Source organism: Cupriavidus sp. IDO, assembly GCF_000812465.1.
Taxonomy (GTDB): Bacteria; Pseudomonadota; Gammaproteobacteria; order Burkholderiales; family Burkholderiaceae; genus Cupriavidus.
This window is the reverse complement of record NZ_JWMA01000002.1, coordinates 51,896-68,393: the sequence shown is the minus strand read 5'-3', so window position 1 is coordinate 68,393 and position 16,498 is coordinate 51,896. Positions and strand designations below refer to the sequence as shown.

General features: G+C 64.2%; 14 protein-coding genes, 1 tRNA gene and 1 pseudogene. 9 read left to right on the top strand and 7 right to left on the bottom strand.

The features are described 5' to 3' along the window. Positions 1 to 46: 46 nt before the first annotated feature. Together RM96_RS00870 and acs are read right to left on the bottom strand one after the other, a co-directional pair. Complete coding sequence (locus tag RM96_RS00870; RefSeq protein ID WP_039006674.1) at positions 47 to 2,098, bottom strand: VC_2705 family sodium/solute symporter; 2,052 nt, start codon at positions 2,096 to 2,098, stop codon at positions 47 to 49. Positions 2,099 to 2,199: 101 nt separating this feature from the next. Beyond that, positions 2,200 to 4,182 (bottom strand): acetate--CoA ligase, encoded by a 1,983-nt coding sequence (gene acs / locus RM96_RS00865; RefSeq protein ID WP_039006673.1) that lies wholly within the window; start codon positions 4,180 to 4,182, stop codon positions 2,200 to 2,202. Positions 4,183 to 4,478: 296 nt separating this feature from the next. Here acs and RM96_RS00860 point away from each other — a divergent pair, with 296 nt between their 5' ends. The 4 genes and pseudogenes from RM96_RS00860 to murI all read left to right on the top strand — a co-directional run bounded on the left by RM96_RS00860 (position 4,479) and on the right by murI (position 8,203). Beyond that, positions 4,479 to 5,429, top strand: coding sequence for a DMT family transporter (locus RM96_RS00860; protein WP_039006671.1), 951 nt, complete (start codon positions 4,479 to 4,481; stop codon positions 5,427 to 5,429). A 32-nt stretch (positions 5,430 to 5,461) separates the two neighbouring features. Beyond that, positions 5,462 to 5,584: pseudogene (locus RM96_RS38345) on the top strand (TIGR00645 family protein); the annotation flags it as partial. A 192-nt stretch (positions 5,585 to 5,776) separates the two neighbouring features. Next, the gene (locus RM96_RS00855) at positions 5,777 to 7,300 is read left to right on the top strand and encodes a fumarate hydratase (RefSeq protein WP_039006669.1); all 1,524 of its coding nucleotides are present in this window, start codon (positions 5,777 to 5,779) and stop codon (positions 7,298 to 7,300) included. A 93-nt stretch (positions 7,301 to 7,393) separates the two neighbouring features. After that, entirely contained in the window at positions 7,394 to 8,203 is an 810-nt protein-coding gene (murI, locus tag RM96_RS00850; protein ID WP_039006773.1) for a glutamate racemase, read from the top strand. Positions 8,204 to 8,218: 15 nt separating this feature from the next. Here murI and RM96_RS00845 read toward each other — a convergent pair whose 3' ends face one another. Next, entirely contained in the window at positions 8,219 to 10,519 is a 2,301-nt protein-coding gene (locus RM96_RS00845; RefSeq protein WP_039006772.1) for an AAA family ATPase, read from the bottom strand. A 409-nt stretch (positions 10,520 to 10,928) separates the two neighbouring features. On the opposite strand from RM96_RS00845, the gene RM96_RS00840 reads away from it, so the two are divergent. From RM96_RS00840 to RM96_RS00825, 4 genes are all read left to right on the top strand, one after another. Then, positions 10,929 to 11,585 (top strand): energy transducer TonB, encoded by a 657-nt coding sequence (locus RM96_RS00840; protein WP_039006667.1) that lies wholly within the window; start codon positions 10,929 to 10,931, stop codon positions 11,583 to 11,585. A 39-nt stretch (positions 11,586 to 11,624) separates the two neighbouring features. Beyond that, on the top strand, positions 11,625 to 12,353 hold the full coding sequence (locus RM96_RS00835) for a MotA/TolQ/ExbB proton channel family protein (protein WP_039006666.1): 729 nt from the start codon (positions 11,625 to 11,627) through the stop codon (positions 12,351 to 12,353). Between the two features lie 21 nt (positions 12,354 to 12,374). Continuing rightward, positions 12,375 to 12,788, top strand: coding sequence for an ExbD/TolR family protein (locus RM96_RS00830; RefSeq protein ID WP_039006664.1), 414 nt, complete (start codon positions 12,375 to 12,377; stop codon positions 12,786 to 12,788). A gap of 225 nt (positions 12,789 to 13,013) precedes the next feature. Further along, entirely contained in the window at positions 13,014 to 13,337 is a 324-nt protein-coding gene (locus RM96_RS00825) for a hemin uptake protein HemP (protein ID WP_039006661.1), read from the top strand. 244 nt (positions 13,338 to 13,581) lie between these two features. On the opposite strand, the gene RM96_RS00820 is transcribed toward RM96_RS00825, so the two are convergent. The 3 genes from RM96_RS00820 to RM96_RS36645 all read right to left on the bottom strand — a co-directional run bounded on the left by RM96_RS00820 (position 13,582) and on the right by RM96_RS36645 (position 14,992). Further along, positions 13,582 to 13,989, bottom strand: a complete 408-nt coding sequence (locus tag RM96_RS00820; protein WP_039006659.1) for a heme-binding protein — start codon at positions 13,987 to 13,989, stop codon at positions 13,582 to 13,584. A 161-nt stretch (positions 13,990 to 14,150) separates the two neighbouring features. Next, positions 14,151 to 14,408, bottom strand: a complete 258-nt coding sequence (locus tag RM96_RS00815; RefSeq protein WP_039006657.1) for a hypothetical protein — start codon at positions 14,406 to 14,408, stop codon at positions 14,151 to 14,153. Positions 14,409 to 14,680: 272 nt separating this feature from the next. Next, positions 14,681 to 14,992 carry a hypothetical protein gene (locus RM96_RS36645; RefSeq protein ID WP_082016375.1) on the bottom strand — a complete coding sequence of 104 codons (312 nt, stop codon included), beginning with the start codon at positions 14,990 to 14,992 and terminating at the stop codon, positions 14,681 to 14,683. A 198-nt stretch (positions 14,993 to 15,190) separates the two neighbouring features. Between RM96_RS36645 and RM96_RS00810 the strand changes: the two genes are divergently transcribed. Beyond that, positions 15,191 to 15,277, top strand: a tRNA-Leu gene (locus RM96_RS00810). A 57-nt stretch (positions 15,278 to 15,334) separates the two neighbouring features. Here the strand turns inward: RM96_RS00810 and RM96_RS00805 are convergent. Further along, positions 15,335 to 16,423, bottom strand: coding sequence for a YeiH family protein (locus RM96_RS00805; RefSeq protein ID WP_039006655.1), 1,089 nt, complete (start codon positions 16,421 to 16,423; stop codon positions 15,335 to 15,337). Between the last annotated feature and the right edge of the window lie 75 nt (positions 16,424 to 16,498).

Sequence of the window (16,498 nt, the reverse complement as noted above, 5' to 3'; positions counted from 1 at the left end):
AACAGAGTTGTCCGGCGAATCCAGTGTTTCGTCGACGAACCTCGCCCTACCCCCTCCGCAAGTAGCTCACCAGCCGGTCGATCACCGGCGCATTGTGCGGCGTCACCAGGCTGACAAGGATGGCCGCGGCGAAGCCTGCCGGCACGCCAAATGCCCCGGAGGCGATGGGGTCTACGCCGAACCAGCGGTTTCCGAAGATGCCGGTCATGCGGGTGAAGAACGGGTAATTGACGATGATGTAGTAGACGGCCACGCCAAGCCCCGCCGCCATGCCCGCGACGGCGCCGGCGGCGGTGGTGCGACGCCAGAAGATGCCGAGCACCAGCACCGGGAAGAAGCTGGAAGCCGCCAGCGAGAACGCCGCGCCGACCAGGAACAGGATGTTGCCCGGCCTCAGCGAGGTGACGTAGGAGGCAAACAGCGCCACGCCGAGCAGCACGATCTTGGCGGTCGTCACGCGGCGCTGGTGGCTCGCCTGGCGATCGACCATGTGATAGAAGACGTCGTGCGACAGCGCGTTGGCAATGGTCAGCAACAGGCCGTCGGCCGTGGAAAGCGCGGCAGCCAGGGCGCCTGCCGCTACCAGCCCGGAGATGACGTAGGGGAGCCCGGCAATCTCGGGGGCCGCCAGCACGATCATGTCTGGCTGGAGCAGGATTTCCGCCCACTGCACGATGCCGTCGCCATTGACGTCGCGGATGCCGAATACCGGCGGATCGACCTTGCGCCACTGCACCACCCATTGCGGCAGTTCGGCGTATGGCGTGCCGACCAGGTGCTGGAAAAACTCATACTTCACAAGGGCCGCCAGCGTGGGCGCCGATACGTAGAGCAAGGCGATGCAGAACACCGCCCATGCCACCGAATTGCGGGTTTCCTTCACCGATGGCGTGGTGTACAGGCGAGTCAGGATGTGCGGCAGGCTGGCGGTGCCAAGCATCAGGCAGAACACCAGCAGGACAAAGTTCAACCGCTTGGTCTTGCGCTCCTGCTCCGATGCGGCCGGGTAAGGTTCCGTGGACGAAGTGGATGGCATGCTGCGGGCCAGGGCGTCCTCGCGCATCTGGTTCCACTGCTGCTGCGCGGCGGCGGAATCGGCGGGGAAGTCGATCCGTTCGCGCTCGACGGCCTTGATTTCGCGCAGCGGCGCGTTGCGCGCCCGCAGCTCCTGCAATCGCGCTTCCAGGGCGCTACGCTCTTCCGCAAAGGACTCCGGCAGGCGCGAGATCCGATCCTGCAGTTGGATGGCCTGCTGCCGGTAGTACTCGCGCACGGCCTGTTCGGCCGGCTCTCGCTCGATCTGGCGTTCGCGTTGATCGAGTTGCGTGAGCAGCGAACCGTAGCTCACTTGCGGCACTATTTCATGGTGATGCTTCCACGCGATCATCGACACCGTCAGCAGGAAAGCGACGATCATCATGATGTACTGCGCCACCTGGGTCCACGTGACCGCGCGCATGCCACCGAGGAACGAACAGACCAGGATACCGGCCAGCCCGAAGAATATGCCGACGGCAAACTCGACCCCGATAAAGCGCGTGACAACCAGCCCTACCCCCTGGATCTGCGCCACCAGATAGACAAAGGAACACAGCGAAGCTGCCAGCACGGCGATGGCCCGCACGGGCAGGTTGCCACCCGGCTTGCCGTTGCCATAGCGGGCGGCGAGGAAATCGGGAATGGTGTAGCCGCCGTACTTGCGCAGGTATGGCGCCAGCAGGAAGGCAACCAGGCAGTAGCCGCCAGTCCAGCCCATCACATAGGCCAGCCCTTCGTATCCGGAGGCAAACAGGATGCCGGCCAGTCCGATGAACGACGCCGCGCTCATCCAGTCCGCCGCGATGGCCATGCCATTGAACATCGCCGGCACGCGCCGCGACGCCACGTAGTATTCGTTCAGATCCGAGGTGCGGCAGATCAGCCCGATACACGCGTAAATGGCGATGGTGACGAAGAGGAAGACATAGCCAAGCCAGAGCGCATCGGCATTGGAGCGCTCCAGCAGCCCCATCATGCCGACGAAACCAAACAGCCCTAATGTAAACAGGCCGTAGTACAGCAACAGCCGGCGGCGAAAGCGCGCCTGGGCATCGGGCATGGGTGGCAGTAGTAGCGGCGGGGCGTTGTGAGAAACCCGCCGGCGCGCTGGGCGCGGCGGCGGGTCAGGGGTTGCAGGCCGTTATCGAGTCACTACGCAGGTCACTGCGCCTGCTTGAGTTGATCCAGGATTGCCGGGTTCTCCAGCGTGGAAGTGTCCTGGGTGATTTCCTCGTTCTTGGCCAGGGAACGCAGCAGGCGACGCATGATCTTGCCGGAGCGAGTCTTGGGCAGGTTGTCGCCGAAACGGATGTCCTTGGGCTTGGCGATCGGCCCGATCTCCTTGCCCACCCAGTTGCGCAGCTCGGCGGCGAGCTTCGCCGCTTCCTCGCCGTCCGGACGCGCTCGCTTCAGGACCACGAACGCGCAGATGGCCTCGCCCGTCATGTCGTCGGGACGCCCCACCACTGCCGCCTCGGCCACGAGCGGATTGGCCACCAGTGCCGACTCGATCTCCATCGTGCCCATGCGGTGGCCCGACACGTTCAGCACGTCATCGATGCGGCCCATGATGGTGAAGTAGCCGGTGTCCTTGTCGCGGATCGAGCCGTCGCCGGCCAGGTAGAGATTGCCGCCGAGTTCCTCGGGGAAGTAGCTCTTCTTGAAGCGCTCCGGATCGCCCCAGATGGTGCGGATCATCGCCGGCCACGGGCGCTTGATCACAAGGATGCCGCCACTGCCGTTGGGCACGTCCTGGCCAGTCTCGTCGACGATGGCGGCCATGATGCCCGGCAGCGGCAGCGTGCACGAGCCCGGCACCAGCGGCGTGGCGCCCGGCAGCGGGGTGATCATGTGGCCGCCGGTTTCGGTCTGCCAGAAGGTATCGACGATCGGGCAGCGTTCGTTGCCGATGTTCTTGTGGTACCACATCCAGGCTTCCGGATTGATCGGCTCGCCTACCGTACCCAGCAGGCGCAGGCTCGACAGGTCGTATTGCTTCGGGTGGATCTTCTCGTCGGCTTCGGCGGCCTTGATCAGCGAGCGGATCGCGGTCGGCGCGGTGTAGAAGATGCTGACCTTGTGGCGCGCGATCATGTCCCAGAAGCGGCCGGCGTTCGGATAGGTCGGCACGCCTTCGAAGATGATCTGGGTGGCGCCTGCCGCCAGCGGGCCATAGGCGATATAGGTGTGCCCGGTGACCCAGCCGATGTCGGCGGTACACCAGAAGAGGTCGTTGGGCTTGATGTCGAACGTCCATTTCATCGTCATCAGCGCCCACAGCAGGTAGCCGCCGGTGCTGTGCTGCACGCCCTTCGGCTTGCCGGTCGAGCCGGAGGTATAGAGCACGAACAGCGGATGCTCGGCGCTGACCGGAACGGCCGCGCAGGTGTCGGGCTGGCCGGCGGAGACGTCTTCCATCCAGCGGTCGCGGCCTTCGGTCCAGTTGACCTTGCCGCCGGTGCGGCGGTAGACGATCACGTTCTTCACGGCCTCGCAGCCGCCCAGCGCCAGCGCGTCATCGGCGATCGCCTTGAGCGGCAGCGCCTTGCCGCCACGCATCTGCTCGTCGGCAGTAATCAGCGCCACCGCGCCGACATCCACCAGCCGCTCCTGCAGCGACTTGGCAGAGAAGCCGCCGAACACCACCGAGTGCGTGGCGCCCAAGCGCGCGCAGGCCTGCATGGCGACCACGCCTTCGACCGACATTGGTATATAGATCACCACGCGGTCACCCTTCTTGACGCCGAGCGACTTGAGGCCGTTGGCAAAACGGCAGACTTTGGCGTGGAGTTCGCGATAGGTGACGCGCGTCACGGTGCCGTCGTCGGCCTCGAACACGATCGCGACCTTGTCGGCGTTGCCGTTCTCCAGGTTGCGCTCGAGACAGTTGTAGGAGGCGTTGATTTCCCCGTCTTCGAACCACTTGTAGAACGGAGCGTTACTCTCGTCGAGCACCTTGGTGAAGGGCTTGTCCCAGTGCAACTGCTCGCGCGCGTGGCGGGCCCAGAAGCCTTCGTAATCGCGCTCGGCCTCCTCGCACAGCGCGCGGTACGCCTCCATGCTCGGGATCGCGGCTTGCTTGGCAAACGCTTCGGGGGGATTGAAAACGCGATGCTCTTGCATCACCGATTCGATGGCGGACATGGACTTGTCTCCTGATTTTTGACTAGGCTGCTTGGCTGCCAAATTACGCCTGACGGCTTACTTAAACCTGACGCCCGGATACGATGCCGGTCTCCCAGCGTCATATTGCGTTGCAACAGGGAGCGACGCCGGAAATTTCATGGCGAATGTGCAGCCTTCTCCATTAGGCTAGCACAGCTATAATGCCGCGAGTCCTTTACCTGAACGCGGCACACTGCTGCTGCCGCCCACCGGAACCGGAGCCAGTCGCACTACCAGGGGGCCCGCCCCGCCGGTTCCCGACCAAGGCAGTATCCGTGCCCGCCTACACTCCCGTCTACGCCCTGTTCCTGGTCGCCTCGATGGCGCTTGTCGGCAGCAATGTCGGCCTCGGGAAATCCATCATCGCGCACGTGCCGGTGCTGCTGTTCGCCCTGCTGCGCTTTGTGATCGCCATCGTCTGCCTGTCACCGTGGTACCGCCCCTCGCGCATGCGCAGGGTCTCGCGCGGGGAGTGGCTGAACCTGTTCCTGCAGGCGTTCTTCGGCACGTTCATGTTCACGCTGCTGATGCTCAATGGCGTGCGGCTGACCAGCGCCATGGCTGCGGGCGTGATCACCAGCACGATCCCGGCCACGGTCGCGATCCTGTCCTGGCTGCTGCTGCGCGAGCGGCTGTCGCGCCGGACCATTGCGTCCGTGCTTCTCGCCATGGCCGGCGTGGCAGTGCTGAATATTGCCCGCGGTGAAGGGCATGGCAGTGGCGCAACCGGCAGCCAGACGCTGCTGGGCAACCTGATGATCATGGGCGCGGTGGTGTGCGAATCGATCTACGTGATCCTGTCCCGACGCCTCACCCAGACCCTCGCCGCCATCGAGATCTGCGCCTACACGCACCTGATAGGCGGGCTGCTGATGCTGCCGCTAGGTCTGATTCCGCTGCTGACGTTCGATCCGTCGAACGTGCCGGCCAAGACCTGGCTGATGCTGCTCTGGTATGCGCTGTCCGCGAGCGTGTTCTCGTTCTGGCTGTGGATGAAGGGCATCCGGCATGTGCCGGCCCAGCTGGCTGGCGTCTTTACCTCGGTGCTGCCGGTGGCCGCGGCCACCTACGGCATTGTCTTTCTCGGCGAGACGCCAGGCTGGCCGCACGCGGTCGCGCTGGCTTGCGTGCTGGGCGGCATCGTACTGGCCAGCTGGCCGGGCAAGCTGGCGCGGCGCGCCTGGCGAGCGGACCCGGCGGAAGCGGATACGGGCGCCGCCGGCTGAATCACGGCGGATGACCTCAGTCGACTAACAGGCACACCGTCATGTCGCAGGTAGCCATCCACCTCGCCTTCCTGCTGTCAGCGCTGGCGATGGCCTGGGTAGACCGCATGGTTTCGCACTCTGCCGGCGCCCACGCGAAGCCTGAAGCACATTGAAGCGGCGAGCCACCGCCTGCACCCCCGGACCGCGGCCCTGGCGCCGCGGTTTTTCATTTTGGGGCGATCGGGCCAGTGGAGCGCCGCCGGCGGCACTTCCGTACGTGTGGACGCGTGTATGCAGCCGGGCAACCGCGCGCCGGTCGGTGTATGATTCCGGGCTGAATTTCACCGCTGGCCTCCCCCACAAAAATGACTGTGATCAAGCAAGAAGACCTCATCCAGAGCGTCGCCGATTCCCTCCAGTACATCAGCTACTACCACCCGATGGACTACATCACCAGCCTGGGCCGTGCCTATGAGCTGGAACAGAGTCCCGCGGCCAAGGATGCGATCGCACAGATCCTGACCAACAGCCGCATGTGCGCAGAGGGCAAGCGGCCGATCTGCCAGGACACCGGCATCGTCACGATCTTCGTCAAGGTGGGCATGGACGTGCGCTGGGATGGCGCCACCATGAGCCTGACCGACATGATCAATGAAGGCGTGCGCCGCGGTTACACCAACCCCGACAATGTGCTGCGCGCTTCGATCGTCAACCCGCCCGAGGGTGGCCGCAAGAACACCAAGGACAACACCCCGGCAGTGATCCACTACGAGATCGTGCCGGGCAATACCGTGGACATCCAGGTCGCGGCCAAGGGCGGCGGCTCGGAGAACAAGTCGAAGTTCGTGATGCTGAACCCGTCCGACTCCATCGTAGACTGGGTGCTGAAGACCGTGCCGACCATGGGCGCCGGCTGGTGCCCGCCGGGCATGCTGGGCATCGGCATCGGCGGTACCGCCGAGAAGGCCATGGTGATGGCCAAGGAATCGCTGATGGACCCGATCGATATCCAGGACGTGATCGCCCGCGGCCCGAAGGACTGGATCGAAGAACTGCGCGTCGAGCTGTACGAGAAGGTCAACGCGCTGGGCATCGGTGCGCAGGGCCTGGGCGGCCTGGCCACCGTGCTGGACGTGAAGATCATGGGCTACCCGACCCACGCGGCTTCCAAGCCGGTGGCGATGATCCCGAACTGCGCGGCCACCCGCCACGTGCACTTCACGCTGGACGGCAGCGGCCCGGCCAAGCTCGAAGCGCCTGACCTGTCGGCCTGGCCGAAGGTGGAATGGGCACCGAACACCGAAACGTCGAAGCGCGTCGACCTGGACACGCTGACGCCGGAAGAAGTGGCCTCGTGGAAGCCGGGCCAGACCCTGCTGCTCAACGGCAAGATGCTGACCGGCCGCGACGCCGCGCACAAGCGCATCGCCGACATGCTGGCCAAGGGCGAGAAACTGCCGGTGGACTTCAAGAACCGCGTGATCTACTACGTCGGCCCGGTCGATCCGGTGCGCGACGAAGCCGTGGGCCCGGCCGGCCCCACCACCGCCACCCGCATGGACAAGTTCACCGAGATGATGCTGGCCGAAACCGGCCTGATCTCGATGATCGGCAAGGCCGAGCGCGGCCCGGTGGCCATCGAGGCCATCAAGAAGCACAAGTCGGCCTACCTGATGGCGGTCGGCGGCGCGGCTTACCTGGTGGCCAAGGCCATCAAGGCAGCCAAGGTGGTCGGCTTCGAAGACCTCGGCATGGAAGCCATCTACGAGTTCGAAGTGAAGGACATGCCGGTGACCGTTGCCGTGGACAGCGAAGGCACCTCAGTGCACAAGACCGGCCCCGCCGAATGGCAGGCCAAGATCGGCAAGATCCCGGTCGCCGCGCTGTAAGGCGGTAGAATCTGCCGTCGCACTGGAAAAAAGCCGGGTCTCGACCCGGCTTTTTTCTGCACAGTCTCCTGCCCTGACCACCCGTTGCTTCCCGTGAACCCCGCACCCATCGGCGTCTTCGATTCCGGCCTTGGCGGCCTGTCCGTGCTGCGCGAAATCCGCGCGCTGCTGCCCCATGAATCGCTGCTGTACCTGGCCGACTCGAAGTACGCGCCGTACGGCGAGAAGCCTGAGAAATTCGTCGAAGCGCGCACCCTGCAGGCCTGCGAGTGGCTGATCGGCCAGGGCTGCAAGGCGCTGGTGATTGCCTGCAACACCGCAACCGGCCACGCCGTGGAGTTGCTGCGCAACAGGCTGCCGCTGCCGATCATCGGCGTGGAACCGGGCCTGAAGCCCGCCGCCGCGGCCAGCCGCAGCAAGGTGGTGGGCGTGCTGGCAACCGCCAACACGCTCAAGAGCGCAAAGTTCGCGCGCCTGCTTGCATCGCTGGATGGCGAAAGCCGCTTTATCTGCGAAGCCGGCCTTGGCCTGGTCTCGCTGATCGAGCAAGGCGACACCAACGGGCCTGCCGTGCGCGAACGGCTCGACGCCTATCTCACACCCATGCTGGAAGCCGGCGCCGACACGCTGGTGCTGGGCTGCACCCACTACCCTTTCCTGTCGGACACCATCCGCGCGATGGTCGGCGACCAGCTGGCGCTGGTCGACACCGGCAGCGCCATTGCGCGACAGCTCGCGCGCAAGCTGATGGAACATGCGCTTTCCGCCGGTCCGGATGCGATCCCCCAGGACCGCTTCGTCTCTACCAAGAACGCGGAGCATCTGCGCGCGATGGCCGCAGCGCTGCTGCAGGTGGATGCCCGCTCGGAAACAGTCGTGATCGAGCCGGCCCCGGCGTTCTAGCCGTCGGGCGCTTGCCTACTGAATAAAACCCAGCGGCCGGTGGTGCCGCACTTCGGGCTTGACGGCGTGCTCGTGGCGCAGCTGCGCCAGGAATTCGTCCGGCGTCAGCGCCTCGCCAAGCAACACGCACTGACGCTTGACCGTGGCAAAGTCGCCCGGCGTCAGACAGTCCATCGCATCCAGTTCGTGCCGCATGGTGTCGGTCAGCTGGCTATCGTCCCCGTCCAGCGCCTCGTCGACAAACATCGTCACGCGCTGAGGCGCCTTCAGCGGCAGGAAGCGGATCTTGAACGAGAAGCGGCGCAATGCGGCTTCATCGATCCGGTCGAACAGGTTGGTGGTGCAGATAAAGATGCCATTGAAGCGCTCCATGCCCTGCAGCATCTCGTTGACCTCGGAGACCTCGTAGTTGCGCACCGCCTGCTGCCGGCTCTGCATGAAGCTGTCGGCCTCGTCCAGCAAGAGCACGGCGCCGTCCTCCTCGGCCCGCGCGAACATGGCGGCGATCTGCTGCTCGGTCTCGCCCACGTACTTGCTCATCAGGTCGGACGCGCGGCGGATCATCAGTGGCAGGTCGAGCGCGGCAGCAATGTGTTCGGCCAGCGCAGTCTTGCCGGTGCCAGGCGGGCCATAGAAGCACATGGTCCCGCGCTGCCGAGCCTTGAGCGCCTCGACAATCTTGGCCACTTCATAGCGCGTTTCCAGGTTCAGGTTGTCGAGCCGGTAGTGGGTCACCACCGGGCGCGCTTCCACCTCGGGGCGCAGGCCCATCGCGCGGTCCGCATGTTCGAGCTGGCGCAGGATCAGTGCCTCGACCGGTTCGTCCACGTCCGGCCGCGCCAGCTGGACAAAACGCGCCGCCGACTGCACCTGCGCCGGCGTCAGCGTCTTGCGCGCGGCCAGCGAAGTGATAAACGCATCGGTCACGTCCAGCCCGCCCAGATGCTTGCGGATGATGTTCTCCCGCACCTGCGGCGGCGGGATCTTCAGCTCCAGGTGGAACTGGAAGCGCCGCAGGTAAGCCGGGTCGATCTGCCGGATCGAGTTCGAGATCCAGATCACGGGCACCGGGTTCTGTTCCAGGGTCTGGTTGACCCACGCCTTGCCGTTGACGGAGGCACGCGCATCCTCCTGTCCGAACAGGCTCATCAATTCGCGCGCGCTGCCCGGGAAGACGTCTTCTACTTCGTCGAACAAGAGCGCCGTGCGCGCACGGCCTCGCAGGAAGGCCTGCGAGACCTGCAGGGAGCGATAGCGGTCCTTGCCCGACAGGCTGTTGCCTTCGCGGTCCAGGCAATCCACCTCGTACAGCTCGCAGCCGGCTTCGCGCGCCAGCAGGCGGGCAAACTCAGTCTTGCCCGTACCCGGCGGGCCATAGATCAGCACGTTGACACCGCTCGCGTGCTGCCGCGTGGCATTGGCCAGCAGCGCGGAAAGGTAGCGGGCGTCGGTCTCCACATGGGGGTAGTCGGCCGTACACAGCGTGGGCGGCGCAGCCGGGCGGGTAAAGACCGCCATCATCTCGGCCTCGTTCGCGTAGTTGCCCAGCAGCACGTGGAGCAGGCGATCCGACAGGCGCATCAGGTCGCCCAGGTCCGTCACGCTGTTCTCAGGCAGCGGCTGTTCGATCAGGTTCAGGGTCTCGAGCCGAGAGCCAGGCCGCAGCGACGCGGCCACGTCCGCAGGGCTCGCACCGGTCAGGCCGGACAGGATCTGGAAGGCTTCCTGGCTGTGGGCCACCTTGCAGTCCACCATCACGGCGCGCAGGTCGCGCTTGTACTTGGCCAGTGCGGCATAAAGCAGCAGTTTGCGCTCGTGGTCGGGCAAGTCGAGCACATGGCTCAGCATGTCGATATTGCGCACCAGCAAGACGCGCTCGCCGTCCAGGCGCGCGGCAATGGCCGCGGCCGAGGCATCGAAGACGGCGAACATGTCCTTGGCGTGATGCTTGACGTACTCGTCGAGGTAGTAGAACAGCGCGCTCTCGTCGAAGGCGCTGTTCCACTGGCCGTGGCGGTCCAGGAATTCCTCGGGTGTCAGCCGCGACGCGCCCTTCCAGGCCGGCATGTCGGCACAGCGGGCCGACAGGAAGCGCTGCACGCGCAGCACCACTCCGTACGGCCACACCATTTCCTGGGCGCTGACGGTCAGGACATCATTGATATTGCTGCGGAGATTGAATCGGGGGCCCAGGGCGCACACAACGCGCAACGCGAACTGGGCACACATCCAGTCCAGTGCCGAGCTGGAAGAAACGCCCGGGACGGCGCGGAGAATCGTCGAACGGTCATCTTCAGCAAAACGTGTGAAGTCCATGTCCTGGTCCCCGAGCGCGCGGCTACGGCGCCGCGACAGGCGCGCAGCCACCTTTTGCAGTTTCTTCCTATGCTAGCGCGCTTTGTCGCCCGCCGGGCATTCCCGGCAACCCCTAGTGCACGCCACTGTGGCCTTGACCACGGATACAGAAAGATCCCCGGAATGGGGGTATAACGTCGGTTTGGACAAATTGCCAGTTGCGTCGCACAAATCACAACAAATAAGAATCATTATCGTTTATACTGCCCGACTGACACGCTGCCCGAGAGTAGCGCTCCCCCGGCAACCCTGTTGTAGGAGCGTTTATCATGGAATTGCTGCTTAGCCTGCTGGTTGGTTGTGGCATCTCGCTGATCCTGTTCTATCGCAAGTGACATTGCGCCGGCCGGCCGATTTCTGTTGTTCACCCATGTTCGACCAACGCTTTTTCAAGATTACGATTGCGGTCTTGCTGTTCCACGCTGGACTGCTCTATCTGATCCAGAGCGGCCTCGGCCGCAAGCTGACCGAGGCAGTGATAGCGCCGGAAATCGTTGCGCGCATCATCCCGCTCGAGCCACCAAAGCAGGAAAAGGCGCCCGATGCTCCAACGCCGAAGCCCGAAACGCCGCCCAAGCAGGTCAAGGTGACCACGCCACGGCCGACGCCGCCACAGCCCAAACCCACGCCGCAACCGGTTGCAGCGCTGCCGCCCTCGCCGACGGCGCTCGAGGCACCGCCCGCGCCGCCGGCCCCGCCGGCGCCCCCCGCCCCGGCCCCGGAGCCCGCTCCGGTTTCCGCCGCGCCGCGCGCGGTCGGCATCGGCGAAATCCAGTGCACGCCGCCGCAACCGTCCTACCCGGCACAATCGCGCCGCATGGGCGAAACCGGCAAGGCGGTTGTGCGTCTGACCACCGATGAAAGCGGTAAAGTCGTCAAGACTTCCGTGGTGACATCCAGCGGCTCATCGCGTCTGGACCAGGCTGCCGTCGATGCGGTGCAGCGGATGCGCTGCAAGCCGTACATGGACAACGGCCGCGCCGTTGCCGTCACCGCGCAGCAGCCGATCGGCTTTGAACTCAATTGATTCAGAACTAACTAACCAGCGAACTCACCAGGAACCAACATGCAGGACCTCGGACTCTCCCACCTCTGGGCGCAAGGCGATTTCGTCATGCGTGCGACTGCCATCATTCTGCTGATCATGTCGCTCGCGTCATGGATCGTGATCCTCACCAAGGCATGGGATCTGATTCGGCTCAAGAAGATGGCGCAAGGCGCCGAGAAACGCTTCTGGCACTCGGACGACTTCGACCACGCGCTTGAAACCCTCGGCGCCAGCGACGCCAACCCTTTCCGCGCCCTGGCCATCACCGGCAAGGACGCGACCCAGCACCATCGCGCCAGCCAGCCGCAGCTGCACGACGTGATGGATATCTCCGACTGGCTGACCCGCTCGCTCAAGAGCGCGATTGACGACTCCGTGGCACGCATGCAATCGGGTCTGGCCGTGCTGGCATCGGTAGGCTCCACCGCCCCGTTCGTCGGCCTGTTCGGCACGGTGTGGGGCATCTATCATGCACTTATCGGCATCGGCGCATCGGGCGTCCCGACCATCGACAAGGTGGCTGGCCCAGTCGGCGAGGCACTGATCATGACCGCCTTCGGCCTGGCCGTGGCGATCCCGGCAGTGCTGGGCTACAACGCGCTGACCCGCGGCAACAAGGCGGTCATCTCCAAGCTCAACCGCTTTGCCCACGACCTGCACGCCTACTTCGTCACCGGCGCGCGCGTGCGCCCGACCAGCACCCGTCCGGAAGACGGTGCGGTGCGCCTGGCCGCAGCACGGCAATAACACGGCATCAAGGAAGTCATCATGGCATTCGGTACCATCGAGGGAGATGACGACGAGGTGATGAGCGAGATCAACATGACGCCGCTGGTCGACGTCATGCTGGTGCTGCTGATCATCTTCATCATCACCATCCCTGTCATCAATCACGCGGTGAAGATCGACTTGCCGCGCGCGACCAACCAGCCGAACCAAAGCAAGCCGCAGAACATCAATGTCTCGATCGATGCGGCAGGCAAAGTGTTCTGGAACCAGGTTGAAGTCGACCAGGCCACCCTGGAGAACAATATCGCGCTCGCCGCCAGGCAGGAACCGCAGCCGGAACTGCACCTGCGTGCCGACCGTGCCGTCCGCTACGAACGCGTGGCGGAAGTCATGGCCGCAGCCCAGCATGGGGGCCTCGGCAAGATCGGGTTTATCACGGAACCCAAGCAATAGCGTCTGGGCCTCAGGCCTTGTCGCCATGAAAGAAAGGACATCCCGCGGGATGTCCTTTTTGTTTGGCCTGACTACTCTGCCGCCCTGTCGCACCGCAACGAGCAGACATTGAATTTCTCTATTGTAATGATAACAATTCTCATTTAATATATTCCCAACCCGAACGCTTTGCCACCGGGTCGGACTCCCGACCCAGGCGCAACCCATTCCGACCGGAGCATGATGATGAGCACACTTTCCCTGCCGCTGTCGCAACCGCGTGAAATCACCCGCCGCCGCCTGTCGCTGCGCCGGGTCGAGGTTGCCCCGCAGGCCCGACGCGAGAAGCCCGCCGCATCCGCCATCGAATCCATGAAATCGGCCGTGGCCGCCCTGCCCGCCCGGCTCGAAGCCCTGATGCGCGACAGCCTGCCCGGCGGCGCGCCTGCCGGCCAGCCGGTGGCACTGGAGAGCATCATGCACGGCGCCACGACACTGCCGATCCTGCACAACGGCGAGGTCTACACCCTGCGCATTACGCGGTACGGGAAGCTGATTCTGACGAAATGAGAGATACGGCTGCGAGCACAGCCCTGTCGACGCGCTGATACAGGCCTGGAGCCCGGGCTCCGGGCAGGCCTGCCTCGAAAGGGGCAGTCAGGACTTTGTGGGGACCACCTCTGACAGAGGTGTTGGGCAGTAGCCAGGGACGATGTGACCGGCGGGATTGACCCGGCTGCATCGGCCTCCAGCCATGCCGCCTTTTTATTGCGCCCCGCAGGCCATGCCTGCGGGGTTTTTCATTGGGAACGGATCAGAGACCCAGCGCGGCGATGCCGGCGCGCGCGATCTGCGCGTCTTCAGTAGACTTCACGCCCGACACCCCAACAGCGCCAACAACCTGATCGTTGCAGACGATGGGCACGCCGCCCTCCAGCATGCCTTGCAGCACCGGCGCGGTCATGAACGAATGACGGCCGTTGTTGATCATGTCTTCGTAGATCTTCGACTCACGACGACCCAGGGCGGACGTGCGAGCTTTTTCAGTGGCGATGTAGGCCGAGATCGGTGCCGCGCCGTCCAGGCGCTGCAGGGCCAGTTGGTGGCCGCCATCATCCACGATGACAATCGAGACTGCCCAGTGGTGATTCTTTGCCTCGGTTTCTGCTGCGGCCATTACCTTCTTCACGTCTTCCGCCGTCAGCACAGTCTTTTGCTGCATACCACTCTCCTGATGATCAATACAGTTTGAGGCGGAAGTATAGCGCCGTGGCAATGCCATCGTCATGGCGCATGCCGGCAACAGAGGCATGCGGAATAGTCATGAATGAAATGACCCGCAGCCAGGTGCGGGTCATTCGTCATACAGAGAGCCTTGATGCGTCAGGCGCCGTCGGTAAACTGGTCCCGCTTGTCGAGCCTCGCGCCGTCCGTGAACGGGTCAGCCTTGCCCATCCTGGCGCCGTCGGTATAGGCATCGGTCTTTCCCACGCGAGCGCCATCAGTGAATGTATCTACCTTGCCAATCTTGGCGCCATCGAGGTACGGATCGACCTTGCGAACGCCGGCAGACGCCGACACGGAAACTGCGGAAAGCGCTGCCAGGGCGGCCAGTGCCGCTACGCTGAGTTTGATATTCATGTGAGATTCCCCTTACTTATCGGTTGGGTGCAGGCGTGGCGTCCAGGCAGGGTGTGCTTGCCTTCATCACCGCGTCACAGAGCCAGTTTAGGGGAAAACCCTGATATGTAGACGTGACGCTTTGAGCAGTCAGTTCAAATTATTTGATGACCACCAAAGTAGAGGGAACTGCCGGGATGCTGCCTGAGACAATCGCCTCGCGAGGCAACACCAAAGAGAAAGAGCCCACATGGGGCTCTTTCTTTCAAAAACCTTGCAGGCTGCCGGCTTACTCAGTCACGCCAGCGGCCATGGCCGTGGTATCCCCGCGGACCGTAGTAGTGGCGCGGACCATAACCATAGTAGCGAGGGCCGCCATAGTAGCGCGGGCCGTAATAGACCGGGGCCGGGCCGTAGTAGACCGGAGCTGGCGCCACGACAACCGGGGGCGGCGCGTAGTAAACCGGGGCCGGAGGGTAATAAGCCGGTGCACCAATCACTACGCCTGGCACACCAATTGCCACGCCGACGCTCACATGGGCCATTGCCGCACCCGACGCAAGAACGGCCGCGATACCGAATGCTGCGAGCAACGAACGTTTCATATCCTGCCTCTCTGTTTGAGATTCCTCTTAGCTACTATTTTAGTGGCTAGGAAATTTCCAGGTGCAACGGCCGACCCTACATTGTTACGATCCGTAACAAGGACGTCACTTTTGGCCCCGGAGCGACCGCCGATCGTTGCGCAGGTGTGACAAACTTGCGTCCCCGATGTTAAGCCACCACAATACCGGGCTTGCCGTGCGGCCGTGGAGAAATTGGTAGACTCAGCAGACTTAAAATCTGCCGCCTTTCCGGGCTTACGGGTTCGAGTCCCGTCGGCCGCACCACGGCAATATTTACTGGCCAGCACCTGAGAAACAGCCGACCAGCCAACCTTCCTCCGGCTACGCCATCGCGTAGCACATCAGCGCGCCCACAGACATCAGGAAAACGAACAGCACTGCGGCCAGCGCCAGCGGCTTGCGGCCGGCTCGCAGCAAGTCGCCGATGCGTGTATGCAGGCCGATTGCCAGCATCGCGCAGGCGAGCAGCCAGTTGTCCAGCGCCACCAGTCCGCCCTTCCAGGCCGACGGCACCACGCCCGCCGAATTGACCGCCATGACCGCGACGAAGCCGACGGCAAACCACGGGACCGACTTCAGGATGCCGCGCACGCGGCTGTTTCCGGGCTGAGCCTCTGCCGCGCCAGCGCGGGGCCACAGCGCCATCACCAGCAAGAGCGGCCCCAGCGCCAGCACGCGCACCATCTTGGCAACCACCGCCGCATCTGCGGTCGGCTCACTGATCATCTTGCCGGCCGCGATCACCTGGGCGACTTCATGCAGCGTGGCACCGGTGAAGATACCGAACATCCGCTCGCTGACCGGCCAGTGCCAGTGCGACGTGGCCAGCTCGAACAGATAGGGATAGAGCAGCATGCCCACGGTGCCGAACAGCACGACAGTGGCCACCGCTACTGCCGTCTGACGGTCATCGGTGCGCACGACCGAGGACACCGCAATCGCGGCGGCAGCGCCGCAGACCGCGCTGCCTGCACTGACCAGGATGGCCTCGCGGCGGCTCAGACCGAACCAGGACGAGCCGACCCAGGTGCCAAACAGCAGCGTGGCCACCAGCATGACCAGCGGTACCACAATGCCTGGCAGGCCAAGGGCAGCGATTGAAGCGAAGGTCAGCCGCAAGCCGTAGAGCGCAACGCCGAGGCGCAGCAGATGGTGGCGCGCCAACTGCATGCCGGGGGCCAGCGGCGTCAGCCAGTGGCGCGGCAGCGTATTCGCCGCGACCATGCCCGCGCACATCGCCAGCGTCAGGGCGCTCAGGCCGTATCGCGAAACCGCCGGGTGATCGGCCAGCACAAGCGCCAGCCACGCAATGCCACCCAGCGGAACCAGCGTCAGCAGCCGCTGGCGCCACAGGGCCGGACCGCTGGCCGCGGCAACAGTGGGAGGTGCAGTAACAGGGACGGAGGACATGGCGGCAGCTGTTAGAAAGGATGCACCAAGCGTACCTTTGGCCAGTTAATCTGAAAAACGGGTAATATCGCTATG